Raw genomic sequence first — 23,126 nt, 5'->3', positions numbered from 1 at the left:
GGGCACGGTCTAATACTGGAACCGTCTTTGGCGTGACTGGTTGCCAGGCTGTTCGCCGACCTGGGCATGGATGGGGATCTTGGTGATGTCAGGGCGTAACAGGGAGCTAGCGAGGTGCCGCGAGTACGTCCCGGAGTACGTTCTCGAGCGTGACGCGGGCCAGCTCGTGTCTCAGGGTCTCCTCGATGCCCTCGTAGATGCCCTGCATCGCCGGCTGGATGCCGTAACCCACCACACATCCCTGGTCCGGGGTGGTGCGGTGCATCGCGAACAGCGGGCCGGGTTCCACTGCCTCGTACACGTCGAGCAGGGTCATCGACCCCAGCTCGCGCGCCAGCGACCAGCCCGCGCCCACACCCCGCCGGGACTCCACGAGCCCGGCCCTGCGCAGCTCGCCGAGCAGCCGCCTGATCACCACGGGGTTGGTGTTCGCGCTGGTCGCGATCTGCTCGGATGTGGCGACCTCGTGGCCCTGGCGCTGGTAGAGACCGATCCAGGCCAGCGCGTGGGCGGCAAGGGTCAGCCTGCTGTTGGCACTCATGAACCCCTCCTCTCGGCCACAACGCTTCATGTTACGGCAGTCGTAACGGTGAAGGTTGCAACAAACTGTCGTAACAATTAACGTTGCGACTGCCGGAAATGGATCAATCAGCGAGGTGAGAAGAATGAGCAAGCCACTCACGGGCAAGGTCGCCCTGGTCACCGGGGGATCGCGCGGACTGGGAGCCGCGACCGTACGGCTGCTGGCCGAGCAGGGCGCCGACGTCGCCTTCACCTACGTCAGCTCCGAGAAGCAGGCGCAGGCCGTCGTCGACGAGGTGCACGGCAAGAGAGCCAAGGCCGTCGCCTTCCAGTCCGACCAGGCGGACACGAGCCGGGCGCCGACGCTGATCGACGACGTGGTCGCGCACTTCGGCGGCCTGGACATCCTCGTCAACAACGCGGCGATCTCGGTGGAGCAGGGCCGCACAGTGGACGACCCGGACGCTGACACCGCCGCACTGGACCGGATGCACGCCACCAACTACCTCGGCGTGATCGCTGTCATCCGGGCCGCCTCCCGAGTGCTGCGCACGGGCGGCCGCATCATCACGGTGAGTTCCGGACTGGGCTCCCGGGTCGGCGTCCCGGGCGTTGCCGACTACTCGGCGACCAAGTCAGGCATCGAGAGGTACACCATGGGGGTCGCACGGGACCTCGGGCCCCGCGACATCACGGCCAACGTGGTGGAAGCCGGTCTGATGGACAGCGACATGCAACCGCCGGACCCCGACACCCTCAAGGCCCTGCTCAGCTCGCTGTCCCTGCAACGCATGGGGCACCCCGACGAAATCGCCGCGGCGATCGCCTTCCTGGCGAGCCCCGCCGCATCGTACGTCACGGGCGCGGTGCTGGACGCCCACGGCGGCTACAACGCCTGAACCCGAACCCCTGCCGCGCGCCCCGAAGGGCATCGCGTCTTCGGGGCGCGCACTGCCAACGATCAGCGTGTGCGTGGACACGCCTCAAGAAGCCCGGATCGTGATCGTGTTACGAGCTCGTAGGAGAAAGATTCCGTGCGTCGATGCGGCGCGGTGTTGTCCGCCGCTTCCTCGATGTAGCCGTGAATGCGCATTTCGCGGCCGTCGCTTCCCTCCGATCGATTGTACAGGTACACGAAAGCTCTTGTGATAAATGCCAGAGTTGGGGTCCGGAATCGCTTTCCAACGTCGCTTTGTGGGGGTGCGGTTGCGGGGGGAGGGGTGTCGCGATTGAGTGGGGGGAAGGCTGCGTTCCAGGAGTTGCCATGTCGATGTCGTCGTTCGGCGCGAACGACACCCTTCACTTCTTCAGGGTGACCAGGGACAACCCGGCACAACCGATGGCGAGAACTCCACAGAGACCATCGAGGTCACGGCAACGCCTTACGCAGGCAGTCGTCTGCACCTACCTCCCTCGGGAGCAAGTGCGCTGCCGGTCAGCGCACCCGGGCGAAACAGCGTCCGGGTGCTCACCTCAAGGAGGAATCGATGGCGCATCACCACAAGTCCAACGAGCGGGTCGAGGAGTCCACGGGACAGGTCGAGAAGGACTCGGACAACCGACATGGCCGAGGCATGCCCCGACGGCCTGACGAAGGAGAACTCGAGCGACGGACTGAGGAAGACCGGCTCGACGTCGGACTGCCCGCGGACGCGCCGGAGGCGCCCGCCAAGCAGGGCGAGGACGTCGAAGCGGAGGTCGACCAGCAGGTAGAGCGAGGCGAGATGCCGACGGGCACCGCCTCGAAGAAGGAGCGGGACCCGTTCCCACCGACCAACTACGAGAGTTGATGCCTGCCGCTCACTCGGCCGCCCCAGCTACAGGAGCTATTCGTGATCGAGATTCCTTCCGACCTCGAGCCCGCACTTGTCCCTCTCGCCTTCCTCCTGGGTGCCTGGGAGGGGGCAGGGGTGCATGAGTTCCCCGGCTCCGAGAAATGCAACTTCGGGCAGGAGATTCACTTCACGCACGACAGCCGTGACGTGCTCCAGTACGTGTCGCGTACGTGGGTTCTCGACGGCGATGGCGCGCTGGTTCGCCCGCTGGAGACGGAGTCCGGCTTCTGGCGCATCGACGAGGACCGCAAGGTGGAAGCCGTGATGGTCCGTGACGACGGTGTCGCAGAGGTCTGGTACGGCGAACTCGCGGACAAGAAGCCCCAGATCGACCTCGTCACCGACACCGTCGCGCGTACCGCGATGTCTGCCCCGTACACGGGCGGAAAGCGGCTGTACGGCCTTGTCGGCGGAGACCTGATGTGGGTCGGCGAGAAGCAGACTCCCGAGGTGGAGTTGAAGCCCTACATGTCAGCGCAGCTGAAACGAGTCGTTGCTGCTCAGGAGCCGGCCACTCCTTGAGTCAGGTACAGGCGACGCTCACGCAAGAGGCCACCGGATCCGATACGGAGGGACCCTATGACGGGTCAGCCCGAGCCAATCAGCGCCACCGCTCGTCGAGCTCTGGAGGAAGAGCTGAACGGGCTGCGCGAAGAACGCGCCAAGGTCGCGTCGACTCTACGGGACGTCGACTACCAGGGTGACCGCGGTGACCAGGCCGACGAGTTGGAGCGTTCCAATGACCTCGGGCACCTGGACGCCCGTATCAGCGAGATCACGCTGAGGCTCCGCCAGGCAGACGGGGCGGGCCCGCCCGCCAGCGATGTGGTGGGCGTGGGCAGTACGGTCACCGTGCGCTTCTCCGACGGCACCACTCAGACCATCCAGATTGGTGAGGTCGCCGAATACCTGGACCGGGCCGAGGTCACGGAGGACAGCCCACTGGGACGTGCGCTGCTCGGCCGTGGTGTCGGCGACTCGGTGACCTACGAAACGCCCGATGGCCAGGCAGGTGTGACCGTCGTGTCTCTCGGGGAGGGCTGATTCAGTTCGGCTGAGCTCGGCCCCATCCAGCCCATCGCTGACAACGGGTTGGATGGGGCCGAGGGGCTGGGCTCTGGGGCGCGGACGTCGCATTTGACCGGGGGAGCGGCGTCCGGCTGAGCCAGCCGATCATGGAGGTTACGGGAGGAACTTGTCCTTGATCCGTTCCCAACGCTCGTGGAATTCCTCGCGGCGGTCGGCCTGCTTTTCGGCGCGAAGCTTCGCGGACGCGACGTCCTGAGCCTCCCTTGCGGCGTCGGCGGCGGCCTCGACCTCGTCCAGCACCTCGTGGGCCGGCCTCCTGACCACCGTCCCGCCGTCGGCTGCGACATCTGTGTCAATGATGCTCTCGCGCGCCTCGGTGACATCGGCGATCAGCGCGTTCTGTCCCGGAAGTACCGTCTTGGCGAACGCTCCGATGGCGGCGTCGGTTTCAGACACCTTGTTCGCGTCGATCGCACCGCCGATCAGTGCACCGGCACCCCAGCCCAGCAGGACCCCGAACGGACCGCCCAGGATGCCGACCATCAGACCGATCAGGCTGCCACTGGTCATCCCCGCCCCGAGCCGGTGCTCCGTCCCGTCCGCGACGTCGAGAGAGCCGTCTGCTTTCCTCTCGAAGATGACAGCCGCGTGTACATCGACAAGCCCGTCAGCGTCGGCCTTCTTCAGCAGTGAAAGGGCGCGGTAGGTCTTGTCGCTGTCGTCGAATTGAACGACAACCACGTTCCGGGATCGCGTCGTGCTCATGGCTGCCTCTCAGGTGCGGACTCGGCATGAAACGCGCGGGAGCAAACTGGAAGCCCGCTGCGCACCCCAGACGCTAGATCAATCCGTGGTCGCTCACGGCCTGGCGGTGCGAGCTTTGGGAGATTCAACAACACGTCTTATGCCGGGCACCAGATCTGATCGCTCCGGCTGCCCACCGTGGTGCCCGACGCTAACGTGGTGACGCAGGCCGAGCGGCGGGCAACTCCGCGCTCATGCGGGCAGCGGACACCGCTCGCGAACGGAGTCCAGATCATGAACAATAAGGACCTCCAAATGCTGGCCGTCGACCCATTCACCTGGGTCTCTGAAACGGGCGCCGGCGGTGGCGTGCAGGAGCCGGCGATAAGGGCTCGCGCCCGACTGCAGGAGTTGGTCGTGCAATTGCGCGACGACCTGCCCTCGGTGGCCGACCCACGCGCGAGGAATCTGTTCGAGACCACCGCGAACCTGCTCGTCGCCCTGGACGAGGCATTCGCCGACGCACAAGCCCGAGCCCGCTGAAGCTCGTACTACGGCTCTCGTGCGACGAGCACGAATCCAGGTGAGCTGCGTGGCATCACTGTCGGATGTGAACGGCCGTTCTGGGGTCAGGACCAATCGCTGGGCCTGAGGCGGACCGCGTCCGCTGCCGTGACCAGTTCAGCCAGGGCCCGCGGATCGCTGAGGGAGCGGCCTGTGAGTTCGCGGAGGCGGTTCAAGCGGTACCGCACCGTGTTGGGGTGGCAGTGGAGGATGCGTCCGGCACGCTCGGCTGATCCGGCGTGGTCGACGAATGCTTGCAGGGTGTGTAGGAGTGCGTCGCGGTCTTCCGGCGATAGGTCGAGCACCGGACCGAGCACATGCTTGGCCAGGCGACGCCCTTCGTCGGGGTCGTAGGCGATCAGCGCGGCGAGCGGGCTGGTGCTGAACACACTGACCGCGGTCTTGCCGGGCGGGATTTCGGCGAGCGCGCTACGAGCGAGGTGCAGGGCACGTGGCGTCTCGGAGAGCGAGGAGTACAGCGGGCTCACGCCCGTGCGGGCGGCAGCCGTGGCGTTCAGTACGGCCAGGATCGCGTCGTGTTGCTCCTCGCGCAGGGCGATCACGCCGGTCTGCAGAGTGGGGGTGAGCTGCCAGGCCGACACGACACCGACCTCTGCGAGGCTGCGCTCCACGCCGGGCAAGCTTTCCTCGGCCAGGCCGGCGGTTTCCGCGGCCACCACCATCAGCTTCGCATCGAGGGGCAGACCGAGCAGTTTCCCCACTTCCCAGGCACCGGACTCGAGCGCCAGTTGCCCCGTGAACAGCGCCTCGACCAAGGCCGACCGCCGTCGCTGCTGAGCGGTCAGTATCTCCGCCGTCGCTGCGCGATACGCCTCGGTGAGGGCAAGCGCGTGCTCATCGGAGAGCCGCCACAGCGTGCTCGATGCGTCGACGAGCGCGTCCATGACCTCCGGCCTGGTCTGGCTGCGGGCGTGGTCGAGCAGCAGGTCCCAGAGCATGGCGCAGGCGACGCGGTAGCAGCGCAACACCTCAGGGAGCGGGGCACGCTGATGTGCGCGGCGTCGTCCGGTCTCGGAGGGCGCTCCCAGATCGGGTGTGTGATCCGGGTCAGCGAGACCGTTGACGATGAACTGCAAGTTGAGCGCGATGGAGCGGCGCAGATCGTCGTACGAAACGACGTTGTCGTCGTGATACAAGCCGATGCGATTGTGCGCGGCCGCGCACACGTCGTCGATCAACGTGGGCAGCTGCCGCTCGACCCACCTGGCAAGTTCGGTGAGCGCGGTGCTCTGTCCTCGTCCGCTTCCATCGTCAGCAATTGGATCAACCATTAGCGCTCCCCGTCCGACCTCGGCAGATGCTACCGGTCCCTGTGGAGCGATATGGCCTTGCGACGCCTCAGCCCACGACGAGTCCCACGACAAGTTGATGGCAGTCGCAAGAACTCCCGTGCCGAAGAGGTAGGACGGCAGGCAGTGCCGCAGCACGATCGCGCTGATCACCGCGCTGGAGACATTGGTGTCGGACACCTGGTAGGTCATGGACCGCTCGATGACCCGTTGAGCCGGCGCACGCGAAAACCGCCCCTGGCCGACCCAACACCCGGGACCAGCTCACCGTTTCTGCCTCTTGCCCTCCCCAACCGAGACGGCCCCGCTCGACGCCTATTTCGGGAGTTGAGCCAGGAACTCCTGGGGTGTGATGGCAGGGCCTCTTTCGAATCCGCCCTCCATCTTCACGATGAGAATCGGCGCGCCGTCGTAACGAACGACCGGCGTCCCCGCCAGGTTGAAGGAGGCGAAAGCGCCGACTGCATCACCGGCCCAGGAACGATACGTGTCGGAAGTGACTTTGCGGTCGAATTCCGGTGATCTCAGCTCGTCGACGTCGCTCGCATGCGTTAGCAGGAACGAGGAATCAGAGAAGCTGTCGATACCGGGAGGGAAGGGCTGCGCGGCGAACAGCGCCGCCAAGTACTCGATGAATTGGCCCTGTCCCACGTCGCTCGCCGCGGCAAGAGCGCTCAGTCCGCGCACCGAACCAATGCCGCCGACCACGTCGTCCATCAGCGCCGCGAAGTGGAACTTGACGACGAACCGGCCTTCGTCGGCGGCCTGGCGCATCGTGCCGAGAAGGCTCTTCGCCATATGACCGCTCGCTTGGTCGCGCAGTTCGAGGAACACATCCAGCGAATGAGCGTTGTCCAAGCTTCCGTAGTAGACCGTGGCGCCGTCGGTACCAGTCGAGTTTCCCGGAGTCATACAGCGAGCCTGACATAGGCGGACGAATGGCACGACCGGAGCCTGTTCTCGCGTGGGTATCCGGTCAGTTCATGGCGGTCGAGCATGCTGGCAAGGCGCGGTGCACACCGTCTACGAGCCGATCGGATATCTCTTCGACGGCTCGTCCGCACTGCGATCGCGGGCCTACGTCCGGTCGGCCGTGGTGTGCCAACTGGTGAGTGCGCAACCTCGGAGACCGAATGAGGTGATGTAGCGCCACGCTCGTTGCTGAAAGCGGGTGCTCACTGAGTGAGTGGATCTCCTGGAATGTGTTCCAAGGCGGCGGCGAGGTCAGTGTGCCTGGCGGATTCCGTGAGGGCTCGGGCCATGACCGACCCCGGTTCCCGTGCGGTGACCACAAGGCCCACCGGCACTGTCTGGGCGGGCTCGACCATCGGCACCGCCCGCATGCCGTGCGGTACACCGAAGACGTGCAGCCAGGTGTACGGCACGATGCTGGCCCACTGCCCCATCCGGACATGGGCGAACAGGGCGGCCACCGAATCGGTCTCGACCTGGGGCTTCGGCTGCAGGCCCGCCTCGGCGAACAACTCGTCGAGCACCTGACGCCCTTGCATTGCCCCGGTCAACAGGCACAGCGGCAGCCGTGAGGGCTCTGCCCAGGTCGCCGTCGTCCTCTGGGTGAGACCCTCGGTGATCTTGGTGAGCAGTACGTACCGTTCTTGATAGAGGGGGACCGATTGGAAGTTCTCTGAAAGGGCCTTGTGCAGAAAGGTGATTCCGGCGTCGATCTCGAAATTCTGAAGCTGTCGCAGAATCTCCTCGGACTGAAGGTCCGCTATCACCTCTACGGTGACCAGCGGGTGTGCCGCACAGAACGGACCGGTCAGCAACGACACGGCGCCGGACGCGGTCGGTACCGAGCCGATCCGCAATCGGCCGCTGAGGCCAGTTCGCAGAGCGCCGACCTCGTCCTTGAGCGCGTCGCGGTCGGCCAGGATCCGTTGCGCCCGCACCACGATGCGCTCACCTTCGGGTGTTAGCCCTTCGTACTTCCGGCCGCGGCGTACCAGCGGTACGTCCAGCTCCTCCTCCAGTTTCCGGATTGCCTCCGACAGGGTGGGCTGCGAGACATAACAGGCCTGGGCGGCACGGGCGAAGTGGTGCTCCCGGGAGAGGGCCACCAGGTATTCGAGTTGGCGAAAGAGCACGTCGAGGCCCTCCGGAACGGGAGTTGGAATGCCGGTTGTTCGGTCGTCACTGGCGGCGCGCCCACCGCATGGCCTCTCGCCTCAGGCGACGGGCAGAGGTTGCAGGCGCTCCGCGCCGGCGTAGACGTTCATCGAGGCGCCGCGAAGGAAGCCGACCAGGGTCAGTCCGTTGTCCTCGGCGAGGTCCACAGCGAGTGAGGAAGGGGCGGAGACGGCCGCCAGCATCGGGATTCCGGCCATCAGTGCTTTCTGTACCAGCTCGAAGGATGCCCGGCCGCTCACCATCAGGACCGTCTCGCGCAGCGGAAGGAGCCCCGACCGGAGGGCGTGTCCGATCACCTTGTCCACGGCGTTGTGCCGGCCGACGTCCTCGCGCAGGCACAGCATTTCACCGTCGGCGCTGAACAGCGCGGCGGCATGCAGGCCACCGGTGCTGTCGAACACCCGCTGGGCAGCCCGCAGCTGGTCGGGGAGGACCGTCAGAGCCTGCGGTTCGATGCGCAGTGGGTCTTCGGCGACGGACCACGCAGTCGAGGTACGCACCGCGTCCAGGCTGGCCTTGCCGCACAGCCCGCAGGAGGAGGTGGTGTAGAAGTTCCGCTCGAGGGACGCGTCGGGGGCGGCGACGCCGGGGGCCAGCGACACGTCCACCACGTTGTAGGTGTTGCCGCCGTCGGCCGTGGCGCCCGCGCAGTAGCGGATGCCCGCTACTTCGTCGGCGGCGTGCAGCACTCCTTCGCTCACCAGGAATCCGGCCGCGAGGTCGAAGTCGTGGCCAGGGGTGCGCATGGTCACGGTGAGCGCACGCCCGCCGACCCGGATCTCCATCGGTTCCTCGACGGCCAGCGTGTCCGGCCGCTCTGTGGATACCCCGTCGCGCATGCGCAGCACCCTTCGCCGTGCGGTCACGCGTCCCATGATGTTTCTCCTCTTCTCGGAGCCCTGCTCCGACGGTATGACTTGGCGCCGCACTCACCGTGTTCCCACGCCATCAGGGCAGATTCCGACGGCTGTAGCGTGCTGTGATCAAGAGACAGAGCAGGCCCACAGCGGCCATGCCCGCCAGCAGGTGGTGGTAGGGAGCGGCACCGGCTGCCAGGGCGAGCAGGAGTGGCGTAAGGAAGCCGCTGTAGGTGGCGCCTTGGTAGAGAAACGCGGTCGAGGGCCGGGCCTTCGCCGGTGTCAGCCGGTCCATTTCCATCAGCCCCGAGGCGAGGGTGAGGCCGTACCCGGCTCCCAGCAGCACCGCCGCGGTCAGCACGAGCCGTGCGGAGTTCCAGTGCACGGCGCAGGCCCCCACTGCCAGTCCTCCGACCACCGTGACCATGGCGGCAAGGGTGGCACGCGCACTGTGAGCATGGTCCAGCCAGGTGGCCAGGGGTTGTACGGCGATGCCCGTCACGAGCGTCAGCGCCGCCACCAGGCCGCTGAAGACAGGTGCGTATCCCGGTACCCGATTGGCGACCAGGGGCGGCAGCACGACGTACGCCACTGTGGCGGCGCCGAAGACCGCCGGAGCGGCCGGAAGCACCACGCACATGAAGCGGGGGTTCTTGAAAGTCGTGCGATGACGAGCCGTCAGAGGTGGCTTCATCGGGGCGGCCTCGCGTGTCGGGGCCCTCTCAGGTGCGGCGGCGGTTGTGCCGAGTACCAGCAGGGCCAGTACAGCGTGGACGAGGCAGGGCAGCACCATCGGTTGCGGCAGCCATTCGGCCAGAGCACCTGCCGCCAGCGCACCGGTGGCGAATCCGCCACCAGTGGCGTACGTCGCGCGGCGAGCGCCTGTGTCCGGACGTCGGGCCCCGGCGGACAGTTCCTGAAGCCACTTGGTTCCGGCGGTAAGGATGACGCCTGCAGGATCACGCCGAGATGCGGTTGAGGCGCAGTCTGGCCGACACCCGGGCCGCCTTTGTGGTGTTCGACTTCCCCAACCGGCAAGGCGGCGTCCTCACCCAAAACGGGCTCACCGCGTGCACGCACATTCTCTACGCGGCCAAGCCTGACGAGGACGGGTTGGACGGGTTGGACGGGTTGGACGGAGCCAAGGACACCGTCCGCAAGTTCCACGCCTACCGCGAGGAGACGGGCTCTCACAAGACTCCGCACGAGCTAGGAATCGTGCTCGGCTCCGCCTACCAAGGAGCCGTCACTACCCGGGACGCCCGGCGGGCTATTGAGGAGTTCGAGAGGACGTCTCCCGGGATGCTGCTAACGCCCTTCATCGAGACGCGGACCATCGTCCGGGAAGCTCGCTCCGCCAAGGTTTGGTACGGCCAGTGCGCCGGCACCGCGGGGGCGACAAGGTCGCCAAGGCCTACCGAGACCTCACCCTGAACAGGATTGCCGTATGAATAACGACCGGCCTACGCCCGAGCCCCGTCCGGCCCCCCGGTGGACGACCCCGCGAGGCCCAGTGGCTCCCAGACGAGCGACACGCCCCGGTCCGAACCGGAGCAAGCACAGCCCGTCAGGAGGCCGCGGGCGGACCGTGCACATCTGGAGGGCGAAGCCCAGCTGATGATGCTTCGTACGCCTCAGCGCGATCAGATCCCGGTCGACATCGTCCAGGAAGAAGAACCGCTCCAGCTCGGGTCTCGTCGGCTCCTCGGCGAACTTCCCGTACGCCTCGGCCTGATCATCAGTTAAGAACTCCACCGGCATGACGCGGACCGTAGCCAGGGCCCACCCGTGATCGACGATCTTTCAGCGAACCCCAGTTCTGGGGATGATCGCTGTGCTAGCCGACCATGATCGTTCTCAGCGCCAACGGCTGTACTGATGTTCCCCAAGGCCGTACACAGAACGGGCCACCTCGCCATCGGCGACATCGCGGTGATCGCCGCCGTCTCCTGCACGCACCGCGCGGAGGCCTTCGCCGCCTGCAGCCGGCTGGTCGAGGACCTCAAGCACCAGGTGCCGATCTGGAAGCGCCAGATCTTTGCGGACGGTGAAGAGGAGTGGGTCGGCGCGTGCTGAACATGGAGTGAACGACAAAGGTGAGGAGTCAGTGGGCCGACGGGATGTGCTGGACGCCGATCCGTTTGCGGAAAACCCAGTACGTCCAGCTCTGGTAGAGCAGCACGATCGGCATGAACACCAACGCGACAACGGTCATGACCTTCAGCGTGTAGTTCGCGGACGAGGCGTTGGCGACCGTCAGCGACCAATGTGCGTCGAGGGTCGACGGCATGACGTCCGGGAACAGAGACACGAACAACATCGCCACCGAGGCCGCGATGGTCGCGCCCGACAGGATGAACGCCCAGCCCTCGCGCCCCAACTGGGTGGCGACCAGAGCGCCGACCAGCGCCACGAACGACACGATCATGACACCCAGGCTCCAGCCGTCGCCGGAGTCCACTTGAGTCCAGACCAGGAAGGCCGCTGCCAGTACGCCCGCCACCGCACCTAGCGTGGTGGCAAGCGCCCGGGCGCGGGCACGGATGTCACCGACCGTCTTCAGTGACGCGAAGACCGCGCCATGGAAGGTGAAGAGCATCAGCGTCGTCAGTCCGCCGAGGACCGGGTACAGGTGGAACAGATCCCAGAAGCCCCCCACGTACGACTGGTTCCTGTCGATGGCGATGCCGTGGACCATGTTGGCGAAGATGACACCCCAGAGGAACGCGGGCAGCAGAGACGTCCAGAAGATGGCATGTTCCCAGCCGCGCTGCCAGAGTTCGCCCGTTCGCTTGGCCCGGTACTCGAAGGCCACGCCCCGCACGATCAGGCAGACCAGAAGGATGAGCAGTGGGATGTAGAAGCTGCTGAACATGGTGGCGTACCAGTCGGGGAAGGCCGCGAAGGTCGCACCGGCGGCGGTGATCAGCCAGACTTCGTTGCCGTCCCACACCGGTCCGATGGTGTTGATCAGGACCCGTCGTTCCATGGTGTCGCGGGCCATGACGCGAGTGAGGATACCGATGCCGAAGTCGAAGCCCTCGAGGAAGAAGTATCCGACCCAGAGGACGGCGATCAGGATGAACCAGAGATCGGGGAGATGCATGACGGTCCGTCCTCAGTACGCGAAGGTGAGGGGTTTGTCGGCGTCCTCGTCGGACGGGCCGCGCAAGGTCGGCTCCTTGGTCGGTGGACGCTCGCTGGTGTCCGGGCCGGCCGCCGCATACTTGGCCAGGAGCCTTACCTCGATCACCGCAAGCACCGCGTAGAGCACGGTGAAGGTGGTCAGGGAGCCGATCTGGGTACCGACGCCGACGTTGGGGGAGACCCCGTCGGCTGTACGCATCAGACGGAAGACGACCCAGGGCTGACGGCCCATCTCGGTGAAGATCCAGCCGAAGCTGTTGGCGATGAGCGGGAAGCCCATGGTGAGAATGCCGATCCGCCAGCTCCACCGGGTGAAGAAGACGTTCATCTCCATGGTCTTGGTGAGCATGAGCCGTGGCGGCTCGTCCTCGCCGGTGCGGTACTTGTGGGCGAGCCAGAATTTCCGTCGTGTTGTCCACAAGCCGATCAGGCCGACCAGGAAGCTGGTCATCCCGAACCCGATCATGAGGCGGAAGCCCCAATACGTCAGGAAGATGTTCGGCAGATAGTCCTCCGGCCGACCGCCGAACTCGGCCGCCTCCTCGCGGGCCCTGTCGTTGATGCCGGGGACCTCGGCGGTGAAGTTGTCCTTGGCGAGAAAAGACAGGAGCCCGGGGATTTCCAGCTCGACGTCGTTGCGCCCCTTGGAGACGTCACCGACGGAAAACACCGAGAAGGGAGCGGGCGCCTCGGTGTCCCAGAGCGCCTCGGCGGCGGCCATCTTCATCGGCTGCTGCTCGAACATGACCTTGGCCAAGCGGTCGCCGCTGATCGCCGTGCCGAGACCTGCGACCGCGACGATGACCAAGCCGAGCCGCAGCGAGGTGCTCATGGCGGTGATCCGTCTGCGGTCGGTCTCCTTGCCGCGTTTGGCCCGCCACAGGTGGTACGAGGCGATGCCGATCACGAAGGCCGCGCCGGTGAGGAAGGCGGCAGTCAGCGTGTGGAAGGCCTGCACAATGGCGGTGTTCTGGAAGAGCACCCGACCGATGTCGGTGAGCTGGGCCTTTCCGGTGACCGGATCAATCTTGTAGCCGACCGGGTGCTGCATAAAGGAGTTGGCCGCCAGGATGAAGTACGCCGAGAGAAGTGTGCCGATGGCGACCAGCCAGATACAGGCGCAGTGCAGCTTCTTCGGCAGCCGGTCCCAGCCGAAGATCCACAGCCCGATGAAGGTCGACTCGAAGAAGAATGCGATCAGCGCCTCCATCGCCAGTGGGCCGCCGAAGACGTCACCCACGAAGCGGGAGTAGGACGACCAGTTCATGCCGAACTGGAACTCCTGCATGATGCCGGTGACGACACCCATCGCGATGTTGATCAGGAAGAGCTTTCCCCAGAACTTCGTGGCGTGAAAGTACTTGTCCTTGCCCGTCCGTACCCAGGCGGTTTCCAGCCCCGCCACGATGGAGGCGAGGCTGATGGTGAGAGGAACAAAGAGGAAGTGGTAGACGGTGGTGACGCCGAACTGCCACCGCGCGATGGTCTCGTGAGCGACTGCTAGCTCCACTGCTCCCTGCTCTCACTCGGTTACACCGCGTTTCGGATAGAAGCTATCTCTAGTGCATGAATCCGGCGATTCGGGTGAAGTGCAAGGGAGTGGCGCCATCATGCAAGAAGTTTCTTATATCTGGCGATCTGGGGCTTTCCATCTGAATACTGGCAGGCATGATGCAGCTCAGAGTGGTGTGCGAGGCGCACCATAGCGCCGCCGTGATGGACCTACTCGACGCCGAGCGAGGAGTTGCTCACCTCACGGTTGCCCATGGCATCGGCATGCGCCCCATTGGTGACGTCATCGAGGCGGTAGTCGCGCGCGAGGTCGCCGAAGACATCCTCGACCGGCTGGCGCAGCACGGTGTACCGCGTCGCGGCGAGGTGAGTCTCCAGCCGATCCACACGATGTTGTCCGACACGGCTGAGGCCGCCGAACGCGCCGCACCAGGGGACAGTTCCAACGCCATCATCTGGGACGAACTGGTCGCCACCACTGGTGAGGAGAGTCGGCTGAACCCTGTCTTCCTTGCGTTCTTGACCATCGCCTGTCTTCTCGCCGCGGTCGGTGTCGTCACCGATTCCGCGATCACCCTCGTGGGCGCGATGGTGGTGAGCCCCGATTTCGGACCCCTGGCCGCTCTCGCGGTCGCCATCGTCGTCAGGAGGCGCGACCTCGCTGCTCGGGCGGGGCTTGCCATCGGCGCCGGGTTCCCTTTGGCGATGCTGGTTACCGCCGCGTTCACGTCCCTTGCCCGGCTCAGCGGCCTGTTCGACCCCAGTGAACTATCCAACCTCCGGCAGGTGTCCTTCATCTACGAGGTGGGCCCGTACTCCATCATCGTTGCCCTGCTCGCCGGTACTGCCGGCATGATCGCGCTCACCTCGGAGAAGCCGGGAGCCCTTGTCGGGGTCTTCATCTCCGTCACCACCGTGCCCGCTGCCGGGTTCGCGGTGCTCGCAGCGGTCGCGGGGGAGTGGCTGCGTTGCGGCGAGGCCGTCCTCCAACTTCTCATCAATCTCGCGGGCGTCACCGTTGCCGGAGTCCTCACCCTGTTCGTGCGGCGACGGCACATCATCCCGGGCGGGGGCGCCGCTCCTCGCCGACAGGCAGCGAACGACCGGCGCATCGCACCGAATTGATGACGTTCTCACCGATGCGTCGGCCATGCGGAGCAGCTGGCGCGCGCGGCCGTTGAAGCCGTCGCATAGGACTGGGGCCGAATGTCCGTCTACCCCCGGGTGATCGGGAGGAAGGATTGGTGCGCGTCGTGACGTCGCGTATTTCCGCCGCGGCAGGTCTTTTGGTCTGTTCCGCGGTCATGGCCGGTCAGTTGATGGGCTCACCCGCTGCCGCGCGGGGGAGTCGCCCGACGGGCCCGGAGAAGCCTTGTACGGCACCCTCCGGGCCCTATCAGTGGCAGTTGGAGAAGAAGCTCAAGCTGCCCGAGGACGGGCTACAGTCCACCGCTGACTGTGTCGCCTTCCGCAGGCTCCAGCAGAGCCTTCGCATCACTCCCGCCGACGGTCGGGCCGACCTCAAGACGTACCGGATGCTCTTGGTCCGCGAGGTCAGGAACAACCCCAACGCACAAGGAAAGTGCCCCGTCCGCTCCTACCGTGTGACCTGCGTCGATCTGTCCCGGCAGATCCTGTGGGTGCAGACCGGCCGGAAGGTGGAGTTCTCGCCCATTCCCGTCCGTAGCGGCAAGGTCGGCTACGAGACCCGGCGCGGCTGGCACAAGGTCTACCTCAAGCGTGCCCGGCACTTCTCCACGCTCTACAACAACGCCCCTATGCCGCACTCGCAGTTCTTCGATGGCGGGCAGGCGCTGCACGGCACCTACTCAGACCTCTTCAAGTCGGGCTCCCACGGGTGCGTGAACATGTACGCCTCCGACGCCAATCGGCTGTTCGCGCTGCTGCGCGTCGGGGACCGGGTGTATGTGTGGGGCACGAAGCCCGGCACTGGCAAGCGGTCCATGCCCGCGGACGGCGTGCTGCCGGACGACGTGCTGATCGCGCAGGGCTTCGGCTCGGATCGCATCGCCGAGGATCCGGAAGCCGCCGCCTCCAAGTAGCTGAGAGCGCACGAAACGCGGGCCCGTCCAGGAGCGGGCCCGCGTTCCTTCGTGTGTAGGGATGCTAGCCCTTCTTGCCGCTCTCCGGCGGGATGCGGAAGCTGACGTTCACGTTCTTGCCGTCGACCTTGATCGGGCCCTTGCACTTCTGCTTGGGCATGCTGTAGCCGTCAGGGACGGCGATCACGCACATGCGGTATGTGCCCGGATTCAGCGCGGGGACGGTGCAGTTGCCCTTGGTGTGGGTCGTGCAGGTCGGGCCGACCGGTCGCCCGGCCTGGTTCCGCACCTGGTAGACCACGCCGCCGACCGGCTCGCCGAACTGGTCGAGCGCGGCGCCGGTGATCGAACCCTTGGCGACCGGCTTCGAGTCCTGCGTTCCGGCATCGCACGTGGCCGATGCCGCCCGGAAGGAGCCGTTCAGACCCGCGGCCGTCACGGTCACCCGCAGGGCGTTCACGGTGAGCGAGCCGTCCGGGTTCTTGACCTGCTCGTTCAGCACCGCCTCGCCGAGGCCGCCGGGCAGCGTCAGCGTGGTGTTGGGCGCGGGCGAGACGGGCAGGTCGAGCGAGGCGAGGGCGGTCTTGACACTGCCGTCCACGATCTTGACGGTGCCGGTCGGTGCGCCTCCCGGCCCCGCCTTGCAACTGGCGGTGACGGCTTCGGTGCTGAACGAGCCGATGCCCAGGTCCAGTTTCGCCTGGGCGATCTTCCCGTTCGCGGCGGTGGTGCCCGCGGCCGCGTTGCCTGACGACCAGCTGGCGATGCCCTTGACCGAACCGAGGGCGCCGACAGTCAACGAGGCGGCCGAGGCGGAGGCCGGGCCGCCGGGATAGGCGGAAAACGCCGTGTGGCCGATGCTGACCGGGCCAAGGCTCGCCTTGAATCCGTACGCCCAGCTGGAGCCAGCGGCAGCGTGTGCCGTACCGGATACCGGGGCCGGCCCGGACGCCTGTGCTGTACCGGACGCCTGTGCGACCAGCGCTGCGGCTATGGCGAACCCGACCGTGCCACGACCCGACACGCCCATCTTGACTGAGGTCATCGTCTTCCTTTCGGATGCCGCGTGGACGTGCCGAGCCCGGGGTCGTGACAACCCTGGTGAATGCTCTGACATATCCCCGCGTATCGGGCTTAGTGCCCAACGTCGGCAACTAGTACCCGCTGGACGATCGCGCTGTAACGCCCGGTTGGGGATTGGTGTGTTGATTCGTTCGTGTGGCGCAGGGGGACGGGGTGTCGACTTGCGATCGATGGTGCGGTGGCCTGCGGGAAGGGCGCGTCATGCATAAGTGACGCCTGAAGCGCAGAAGTTCGCCGTCCTGCTCCGCGGACCGTGAACAACCGCCCTGCTCGCGGACGCAGATGACGAACCTGGGGCCGGCTCTCGATATATGGAGCGTGGCGCTGTGCCAACGGGCCAGGCGTGGGAGAGGACAAGCGAGGGTGCCGTAAGCCGTTCGGGCCAGTGCTGTGGCGGGCGCGGGGGAACCGGGCGGACAGTCGAGCATGACCCAAGCGCCGTACGACCCCCGGACACCGCACCCGACGCCCCAGGGCGGCGACCACGACCGTCCGCCGGGCCCGCTCAGCAGCCTCGCGAAGTCCGCCTGGCAGGTGGTGCTGCTCGCCGGGACCGCATCGCTGGTCCTCGGGGTGCTCGTCCTGGTCTGGCCCGGAGCGTCACTGTGGGCGGCCGGTGTCCTCTTCGGCCTCTATCTCCTGGTGAGCGGCATCTTCCAGCTGGTGGCCGCGTTCGGCACGCATGTGGCGGCGGCGATGCGGGTGATGGCGTTCATCAGCGGCGCGCTCTCCGTCCTGCTCGGCCTGTTCTGCTTCCGTGGGGCGATGCAGTCGATCCTGCTGCTCGCGCTGTGGATCGGCATCGGCTGGCTGTTCCGTGGGATCACCCAGACCGTGGCGGCGGCGTCGGACCCGGGGATGCCGGCCCGCGGCTGGCAGGCCTGCCTGGGTGTGATCAGCGCGCTGGCAGGCATCGTCCTGATCGTGTCGCCCTTCGAGTCGGTGGCGGTGCTGACCCTGGTCGGCGGCTGCTGGCTGCTGGCGGTCGGCGTCGTCGAGATCATCACGGCGTTCCAGGTCCGCGCGAGGGCACGCCGCATCCCGCCGGGCGCGTAGGCGCGTTCACGACGGACCGCCCACGTAGGAGCACCAGGAGTGGATCACCGCATCCTCCTGGATGCCCCACCCAGGCTGGGTGGAACGCCGATCGATACGTCTGCCGCCCGCTCGTTCACCGCCCGGTCGGCGTCGTCTTCAGTAGCGCCGATGAAGATCAGGATGTCGCGGATCACCGACCGCATTTCTGGCCACGGGGCCACCAGCATGGCGGAATGCCCCTCGGGGCTTTCGCGCACGACACCGAGGGAGCTGCGGGCCGTGCTGCGGCGAACGCTCCGGTTGCCCGGGGCCGCGGACAAGGTATGCAGGGTGTTGGAGAGCTGCTGCAGCGGCGCGGTGAGTGCCTGCCCCTGGGTGGTATCCCGGGTATGGGCCGCGCGGATGAGCGTGAGGCAGCTATGGGCCAGGAGATCCAAGTAGGCTGCGGACGTGATCTCTTGGCGGATGGGGTCCTGGCGGCGGCGCCACTGCGGGGTGCGGCGGGCCGCGGTGATGGTGTCGTCGCGTACCTTCGCGAGATCATTGAGCAAGGGGTAGAGGGGGCGCACCGCTTCGCCGAGCTCGCTCTGGGAGACCCGCTCCGGCTGCTGTATACGTTGAGCGGTCAGGGCGAGCAGGGCAGACAGACCGTCGAGCACTGAGCTCTCGGCCCGACGCAGCAGGGCGAGTGGATGCGCTGGGAAGAGGAGCTGGCTGAAGCAGAGCGCGACCCCGCCGCCGAGGAGAGCGTCGAGTGCGCGATCGATGCCGGCCTGCCGGCCGGCGGCGACGGAGATGACCGCACCGACAGCGGCTTGGGCCATGGTGATGCGCTCTCCGTCGAGGGCGAGGGCCACGAGCAGGGCGCACAGGACGGCCACACCCACGGACACTGCATCGGTGCCGAGAAGCATGAAGCCGAGTTGCCCGATGAGGACTCCCACGATGGCGCCGAACACCACCCGCACCGTGTTGGAGCCACGACCTCCGAGTGGCGTGTTGAGGGCGACGAGGGTCGCGATCGGCGCGAAAAGCGGCACATGGTGGTCGAAGGCGATCCTTGCGATCCACCAGGAGAGGGTGGCCGCAGCAGCCTGTTGCAGGACGGGCCACCAGTGTCCGCGCAGGCGCTTGTGAACCTTGCGCATCGCGCCCTTGGCCCCTAGCTGAGTCACAAGCGGATCCTGTCTGGCTGCCATGTCTGCCCGTCCGCGCGCCGGTTCGCGAAGCCTTCCGCGCGAGAGACCCACGCCGCCCAGTCGCTCTCCGGATGGCCTAAGTTGTTCGCCTGCTCCGGTGACGGTCGGCCCGCTGCGGCCTCAGGGAATTTCGGAGCGGCAAGGCATGGTGCATGGTCCATGAGATTACTGGCGAACAATTCAGCATCGCGGCGGGCGAGTACCGCGCGACGGTGACGGAGCTCGGTGCAGGACTGCGAGAGTTGACGCTCGGCGGTGAACCCTTGGTGCTGTCCTACGGCGCGGACGAGCCGGCACCGGCGGCATTCGGGCAACTGCTGATCCCCTGGCCGAACCGCATCGATGGCGGCCGATACACGTTCGACGGCCTGGCGTGCCAGCTTGATCTGTCCGAGCCCGAACTCGGCAACGCCATCCACGGATTGGTCCGCTGGGCAAACTGGACGGTCCTGGAGCAGGGGCCCGACCGGCTGAGCATGGAATACAAGCTCCTGGGGTCGCCCGGCTACCCCTTCCGGCTGAACCTCACGGTCACGTACGTGCTCGATGCCCGCCAGGGTCTTGATGTCGAGGTCACCGCGGTCAACGCCGGCTCGCGCCCGGCGCCCTACGCGCACGGCATGCATCCCTATCTGACGGTCGGTGAACCCATCGATGCCTGCACGGTGAGGGTCCCGGGCAGTGAATTCCTGCCCGTGGACGACCGGATGATCCCGGCGGGGCCGCCCCGGAGCGTCGAGGGGACTCCCTACGACCTGCGCGGTGGCCAACACCTGGGGGAGCGAACCATCGACGTCGCCTACACCGGCCTCGAACGCGACGCGGCGGGACGGGCCTGGGTCCATCTCACCGGCGCCACGCGCGCCACCTCGTTCTGGCTGGACGCGGCCCAGCTGTGGCTGGAGATCTACACCGCCGATCAGGTTCCCGTCGACCAGCGGCGTCGAGGCCTGGGCGTAGAGCCGATGACCTGCCCGCCCAACGCCTTCGTCGGCGGCGCCGACCTCGTACACCTGGAGCCCGGCGCCCAGTACGCCGGTGCCTGGGGCATCACAGGGACGACGGGCGACGCCTGACGCACTGCCTCCCGGGCCGCCTCTAGTCGTCACTGAAGAGACGGCGCCCGGGCTGGTGCCAGGCCTTCAGGCCGGGGAGCCGGTCCGCCGCCTCCGGGCCCCAACTGCCGGGCGCGTAGGGCAGAGGGGGCTCGCCCGGGTCGAGCACAGGCTGCGCGATGCGCCAGCACTCAAGGATGGTGGGGTAGAAGGCGAAGCACCCGGGGTCGCCTTCGAGGGCGCTGCGGAGGATGTTCTCGTACGGGAGCTCCTGGCGCCCCAGCACGTGTGTGAAGTCGACCCCGATGGGCACCTGGACGGGTTTGGTCGCACCCTCCGGCGCGCGCACCATCAAGTCCGCCCTGATACCTGTGTCGCCGTCGAGACGGAAGCGGATGACGTTGGGAGGGACCTCTGTGTCCGCGCCGGCGAACAGCTCCAGCGGCGGTTTGCGCAGCTCGACGACCACCTCCGTGGCGGAGACGGCGAGCGCTTTGCCGCTGCGGACGAAGAAGGGGACACCCGCCCACCGCCAGTTGTCGACGAACAGCCGGGTGGCGAAGTACGTCTCGGTTGTGGAGTCGGGTGCGACACCGGCGACCTGCCGATAACCCTCGTACTGTCCTCGCACCGTGTCAGCGGGATCCATGGCGCGGATCGCGTGCAGAACCCGCCACTTCTCCAGGGCCTGCGCCCGGGAGTTGGTGACGCTGGGAGGCTCCATGGCGAGGAAGGCCAGGACTTGCAGCATGTGGTTCTGGACCACGTCGCGCAGGCATCCCACCGAGTCGTAGAAGGAGCCGCGGTCCGCGACATCGAAGTCCTCGGCGAGGGAGATTTGCACGTTGTCCACGTAGGAGCGGTGCCAGACCGGCGCCAGCAGGGTGTTGGCGAACCGAGTCACCATGAGGTTTTCGACGGCGGTGTTGCCCAGGAAGTGGTCGACCCGCAGCAGGTGATCATCATCGAAGTAGGCGTTGAGTTCGTCCTGGAGGTGCTCGGCCGATGCGAGGTCGTGGCCGAAGGGCTTCTCCACGACCAGCCGGGCGTCGCGGTTCAGTCCGGCCCGTGCCAAGGCGGCGGCCACCGGAGTGAAGAGCGACGGCGGGATGGCCAGGTAGTGCGTGATGAACCCGAGCCCGTCCACCGCTTTGCGGAGCCGGGCGAAGGTGGCGTCGTCGGTGAAGTCCCCAGTGACAATGGTCAACTGGGCGGCGAGGCGGTCGAAGACCGACTCGTCGATCACCGTTCCGTCGGCGGTGATCGCTTCCCGTGTGTGTTTGCGCAGCGTGTCGTTGTCCCAGTCGGTGCGGGCGACGCCGATCACGGGGACGGTCAGCTTCCCGGCCTCGGTCAGGCGGTAGAGCGCCGGCAGCAGCATCTTCTTGGCGAGGTCGCCGGTGATGCCGAAGAGGACCAGGGCGTCGGAGCGTTCGAGTTCGGGGGGCGGGAAGGGGGTGGTGGGGCTCATGGGAGAGGTGTCCTTTCGAGTTGTCAGTGGGTCCTGGCGGCCTGTCGCCGTCGGGTGCGCCCGAAACGCTGTTGCAGGGCCGCTTCGATCTGTTCGGGATCGCGGCCGCGTGTCTCGGGCAGGTAGCGGCTGACGAAGAAGAAGGCCAACGCGCAGATCAGCGCGAAGATCCAGAAGGTCTCGCCCTGGCCGATGGCACCGGCCAGCGGTAGGAAGGCGAGGCTGACGATGAAGTTGGAGACCCAGTTCACGGCGGTGGAGACGCTCGAACCATCGGCCCGCGCGGAAGGCGGGAAGATCTCACCGATCAGCGTCCAGAACACGGGACCCAGGCCGCCCGCGAAGGCGGCGATGTAGATCACCATGAAGAGCAGGGTCAGGACCGAACTCATGCCCACCACGAACGCCAGCCCGAGCATGAACACGGAGACGGCCATCAGGGCGAGCGACACAAGGACCATAGGGCGGCGACCGGCCCGGTCCACCAGGCGGATCGCCACGAGTGTCATGACCAAGTTGATGGCGCCGATGCACACCGAATAGAAGATGGAGTTCGAGGCGCTGAGTCCGGTCTGCTGAATGATGGTCGGCGCGTAATAGATGATCGTGTTGATGCCGCCGAACTGCTGTACAGCGGCGAGCGTGAGGCCGACGATCAGGGCCGGCCTGACGTCGGGAGCCAGCAGCCGCTTGGGTCCTTCGGCGGCTGAACCGGCAGCCTTCCGCGCGGCCTGCTGCGTCCGGTCTTCCTCGATGCGCTGTTGAGCGCGCTTGACGAGTTGATCGGCGGTGACTTCATTGGTGACGGACGCGATGCCGCGGCGCGCCTGCTCGACCCTTCCGCGGGCGATCAGCCATTGCGGGGACTCGGGCAGCAGCCACAGCGTCGCCGCCACCAGGAGTACGGCTGGGATGGCACCCACGGCGAACATCGCTCGCCACATCTCGCTGCTCGCGAAGATGAGGTTGACGAAGTAGGCGATCAGGATTCCCAGGGTGATCATCAACTGGTTCATGGTGAGCAACCGGCCGCGGATCGCCGTGGGGGAGATCTCCGAGAGATAGACGGGCACCGTCGCCGACGCCGCGCCGACCGAAAGGCCGAGTACGATCCGGCCGAGCATCAGGATCGCGTAGCCGTTCGCGGACGTCACGATCACTGTGCCGACGAGAAACACGACGCCGACCAGGCAGAGACTCCGGCGCCGGCCCAGCCGCTCTGCCAGCGCGCCTGCCGAGGTCGAGCCGACGACCGCCCCGATGAGCAGGACGCTGACCACGCTGCCCTGCTCGAACGCGTTGAGATCGAAGTCCTCTCGGATGTAGAGCAGGGCGCCCGAGACCACCCCGGTGTCGAAGCCGAACAAGAACCCGCCCAGGGCGATCGCGACGGCCCAGAGCGTGATCTTGCGGATGCCCTGCGGCGGGACCTCCGTCAGCGGTCCCTGTACACCCGGTTCTCGTGAGAAGCCCTGAACCATGCCACGTCCTCACTGCTCGACAATCCCAGGTCATCGTTGCCATGCCGGGATCTGTGCGGACAGCGAGG

The 23,126-nt window shown here is 66.7% G+C and carries 24 protein-coding genes and 2 pseudogenes; 11 read left to right on the top strand and 15 right to left on the bottom strand.

The features are described from left to right. Positions 1-106 precede the first annotated feature (106 nt). Entirely contained in the window at positions 107-541 is a 435-nt protein-coding gene (locus tag ACGFSB_RS21870) for an Rrf2 family transcriptional regulator (RefSeq protein WP_385516905.1), read from the bottom strand. 124 nt (positions 542-665) lie between these two features. Between ACGFSB_RS21870 and ACGFSB_RS21865 the strand changes: the two genes are divergently transcribed. The 4 genes from ACGFSB_RS21865 to ACGFSB_RS21850 all read left to right on the top strand — a co-directional run bounded on the left by ACGFSB_RS21865 (position 666) and on the right by ACGFSB_RS21850 (position 3,401). Further along, a complete protein-coding gene (locus ACGFSB_RS21865; protein ID WP_393401697.1) occupies positions 666-1,421 on the top strand; it encodes an SDR family NAD(P)-dependent oxidoreductase in 756 nt (251 codons plus the stop codon). Positions 1,422-2,009: 588 nt separating this feature from the next. Further along, complete coding sequence (locus ACGFSB_RS21860) at positions 2,010-2,312, top strand: hypothetical protein (RefSeq protein WP_393401695.1); 303 nt, start codon at positions 2,010-2,012, stop codon at positions 2,310-2,312. 42 nt (positions 2,313-2,354) lie between these two features. Beyond that, positions 2,355-2,879 (top strand): FABP family protein, encoded by a 525-nt coding sequence (locus ACGFSB_RS21855; RefSeq protein WP_393401692.1) that lies wholly within the window; start codon positions 2,355-2,357, stop codon positions 2,877-2,879. Between the two features lie 57 nt (positions 2,880-2,936). Continuing rightward, on the top strand, positions 2,937-3,401 hold the full coding sequence (locus ACGFSB_RS21850; protein ID WP_393401689.1) for a GreA/GreB family elongation factor: 465 nt from the start codon (positions 2,937-2,939) through the stop codon (positions 3,399-3,401). Between the two features lie 138 nt (positions 3,402-3,539). Here the strand turns inward: ACGFSB_RS21850 and ACGFSB_RS21845 are convergent, their stop codons facing one another. Beyond that, positions 3,540-4,151: a DUF1269 domain-containing protein gene (locus ACGFSB_RS21845; RefSeq protein WP_393401686.1), complete on the bottom strand. Its 612-nt coding sequence runs from the start codon at positions 4,149-4,151 to the stop codon at positions 3,540-3,542. A gap of 273 nt (positions 4,152-4,424) precedes the next feature. Between ACGFSB_RS21845 and ACGFSB_RS21840 the strand changes: the two genes are divergently transcribed. Next, on the top strand, positions 4,425-4,673 hold the full coding sequence (locus ACGFSB_RS21840; RefSeq protein ID WP_393401683.1) for a hypothetical protein: 249 nt from the start codon (positions 4,425-4,427) through the stop codon (positions 4,671-4,673). A gap of 86 nt (positions 4,674-4,759) precedes the next feature. Here the strand turns inward: ACGFSB_RS21840 and ACGFSB_RS21835 are convergent, their stop codons facing one another. From ACGFSB_RS21835 to ACGFSB_RS21815, 5 genes are all read right to left on the bottom strand, one after another. Next, the gene (locus ACGFSB_RS21835) at positions 4,760-6,196 is read right to left on the bottom strand and encodes a helix-turn-helix domain-containing protein (RefSeq protein ID WP_393401681.1); all 1,437 of its coding nucleotides are present in this window, start codon (positions 6,194-6,196) and stop codon (positions 4,760-4,762) included. Between the two features lie 123 nt (positions 6,197-6,319). Continuing rightward, positions 6,320-6,916 (bottom strand): DsbA family protein, encoded by a 597-nt coding sequence (locus tag ACGFSB_RS21830; protein ID WP_393401679.1) that lies wholly within the window; start codon positions 6,914-6,916, stop codon positions 6,320-6,322. 263 nt (positions 6,917-7,179) lie between these two features. Next, positions 7,180-8,109: a LysR family transcriptional regulator gene (locus tag ACGFSB_RS21825; protein WP_393401677.1), complete on the bottom strand. Its 930-nt coding sequence runs from the start codon at positions 8,107-8,109 to the stop codon at positions 7,180-7,182. 81 nt (positions 8,110-8,190) lie between these two features. After that, positions 8,191-9,027 carry a formate dehydrogenase accessory sulfurtransferase FdhD gene (gene fdhD / locus ACGFSB_RS21820; RefSeq protein ID WP_393401674.1) on the bottom strand — a complete coding sequence of 279 codons (837 nt, stop codon included), beginning with the start codon at positions 9,025-9,027 and terminating at the stop codon, positions 8,191-8,193. Between the two features lie 73 nt (positions 9,028-9,100). Beyond that, complete coding sequence (locus tag ACGFSB_RS21815) at positions 9,101-9,955, bottom strand: MFS transporter (RefSeq protein ID WP_393401996.1); 855 nt, start codon at positions 9,953-9,955, stop codon at positions 9,101-9,103. 23 nt (positions 9,956-9,978) lie between these two features. Between ACGFSB_RS21815 and ACGFSB_RS21810 the strand changes: the two genes are divergently transcribed. Then, positions 9,979-10,443: a hypothetical protein gene (locus tag ACGFSB_RS21810; protein WP_393401672.1), complete on the top strand. Its 465-nt coding sequence runs from the start codon at positions 9,979-9,981 to the stop codon at positions 10,441-10,443. A gap of 147 nt (positions 10,444-10,590) precedes the next feature. Here ACGFSB_RS21810 and ACGFSB_RS21805 read toward each other — a convergent pair. After that, positions 10,591-10,770: pseudogene (locus ACGFSB_RS21805) on the bottom strand (DUF4158 domain-containing protein); the annotation flags it as partial. A gap of 129 nt (positions 10,771-10,899) precedes the next feature. Between ACGFSB_RS21805 and ACGFSB_RS21800 the strand changes: the two are divergent. Next, positions 10,900-11,085 (top strand): annotated as a pseudogene (locus ACGFSB_RS21800) (molybdenum cofactor biosynthesis protein MoaE); the annotation flags it as partial. A gap of 28 nt (positions 11,086-11,113) precedes the next feature. On the opposite strand, the gene cydB reads toward ACGFSB_RS21800, so the two are convergent. From cydB to ACGFSB_RS21785, 3 genes are all read right to left on the bottom strand, one after another. Continuing rightward, positions 11,114-12,115 (bottom strand): cytochrome d ubiquinol oxidase subunit II, encoded by a 1,002-nt coding sequence (cydB, locus tag ACGFSB_RS21795; protein ID WP_393401669.1) that lies wholly within the window; start codon positions 12,113-12,115, stop codon positions 11,114-11,116. 12 nt (positions 12,116-12,127) lie between these two features. Further along, on the bottom strand, positions 12,128-13,666 hold the full coding sequence (locus ACGFSB_RS21790; protein WP_393401666.1) for a cytochrome ubiquinol oxidase subunit I: 1,539 nt from the start codon (positions 13,664-13,666) through the stop codon (positions 12,128-12,130). Positions 13,667-13,878: 212 nt separating this feature from the next. Further along, positions 13,879-14,055, bottom strand: coding sequence for a hypothetical protein (locus tag ACGFSB_RS21785; protein ID WP_393401664.1), 177 nt, complete (start codon positions 14,053-14,055; stop codon positions 13,879-13,881). 3 nt (positions 14,056-14,058) lie between these two features. On the opposite strand from ACGFSB_RS21785, the gene ACGFSB_RS21780 reads away from it, so the two are divergent. Next, positions 14,059-14,793, top strand: coding sequence for a DUF389 domain-containing protein (locus ACGFSB_RS21780; RefSeq protein ID WP_393401661.1), 735 nt, complete (start codon positions 14,059-14,061; stop codon positions 14,791-14,793). 179 nt (positions 14,794-14,972) lie between these two features. Next, complete coding sequence (locus ACGFSB_RS21775; RefSeq protein ID WP_393401994.1) at positions 14,973-15,731, top strand: L,D-transpeptidase; 759 nt, start codon at positions 14,973-14,975, stop codon at positions 15,729-15,731. A 64-nt stretch (positions 15,732-15,795) separates the two neighbouring features. Here the strand turns inward: ACGFSB_RS21775 and ACGFSB_RS21770 are convergent, their stop codons facing one another. Continuing rightward, positions 15,796-16,776, bottom strand: coding sequence for a choice-of-anchor P family protein (locus ACGFSB_RS21770; protein WP_393401659.1), 981 nt, complete (start codon positions 16,774-16,776; stop codon positions 15,796-15,798). Between the two features lie 464 nt (positions 16,777-17,240). Between ACGFSB_RS21770 and ACGFSB_RS21765 the strand changes: the two genes are divergently transcribed. After that, entirely contained in the window at positions 17,241-17,870 is a 630-nt protein-coding gene (locus ACGFSB_RS21765; RefSeq protein ID WP_393401656.1) for an HdeD family acid-resistance protein, read from the top strand. Positions 17,871-17,914: 44 nt separating this feature from the next. Here ACGFSB_RS21765 and ACGFSB_RS21760 read toward each other — a convergent pair whose 3' ends face one another. Next, positions 17,915-19,051, bottom strand: coding sequence for an aromatic acid exporter family protein (locus tag ACGFSB_RS21760; protein ID WP_393401654.1), 1,137 nt, complete (start codon positions 19,049-19,051; stop codon positions 17,915-17,917). 152 nt (positions 19,052-19,203) lie between these two features. Here ACGFSB_RS21760 and ACGFSB_RS21755 point away from each other — a divergent pair, with 152 nt between their 5' ends. Then, entirely contained in the window at positions 19,204-20,127 is a 924-nt protein-coding gene (locus ACGFSB_RS21755) for an aldose 1-epimerase family protein (RefSeq protein WP_393401652.1), read from the top strand. Between the two features lie 22 nt (positions 20,128-20,149). Here ACGFSB_RS21755 and zwf read toward each other — a convergent pair whose 3' ends face one another. Both zwf and ACGFSB_RS21745 read right to left on the bottom strand, forming a co-directional pair. Beyond that, positions 20,150-21,577: a glucose-6-phosphate dehydrogenase gene (zwf, locus tag ACGFSB_RS21750; RefSeq protein ID WP_393401649.1), complete on the bottom strand. Its 1,428-nt coding sequence runs from the start codon at positions 21,575-21,577 to the stop codon at positions 20,150-20,152. Positions 21,578-21,600: 23 nt separating this feature from the next. Next, the gene (locus tag ACGFSB_RS21745) at positions 21,601-23,058 is read right to left on the bottom strand and encodes a sugar porter family MFS transporter (protein ID WP_393401646.1); all 1,458 of its coding nucleotides are present in this window, start codon (positions 23,056-23,058) and stop codon (positions 21,601-21,603) included. Between the last annotated feature and the right edge of the window lie 68 nt (positions 23,059-23,126).

The organism is Streptomyces sp. NPDC048441, from assembly GCF_043200235.1.
Lineage (GTDB): Bacteria > Actinomycetota > Actinomycetes > Streptomycetales > Streptomycetaceae > Streptomyces.
Note: the sequence above shows the minus strand (reverse complement) of the source record. Positions and strands in the feature narration are given on the sequence as shown.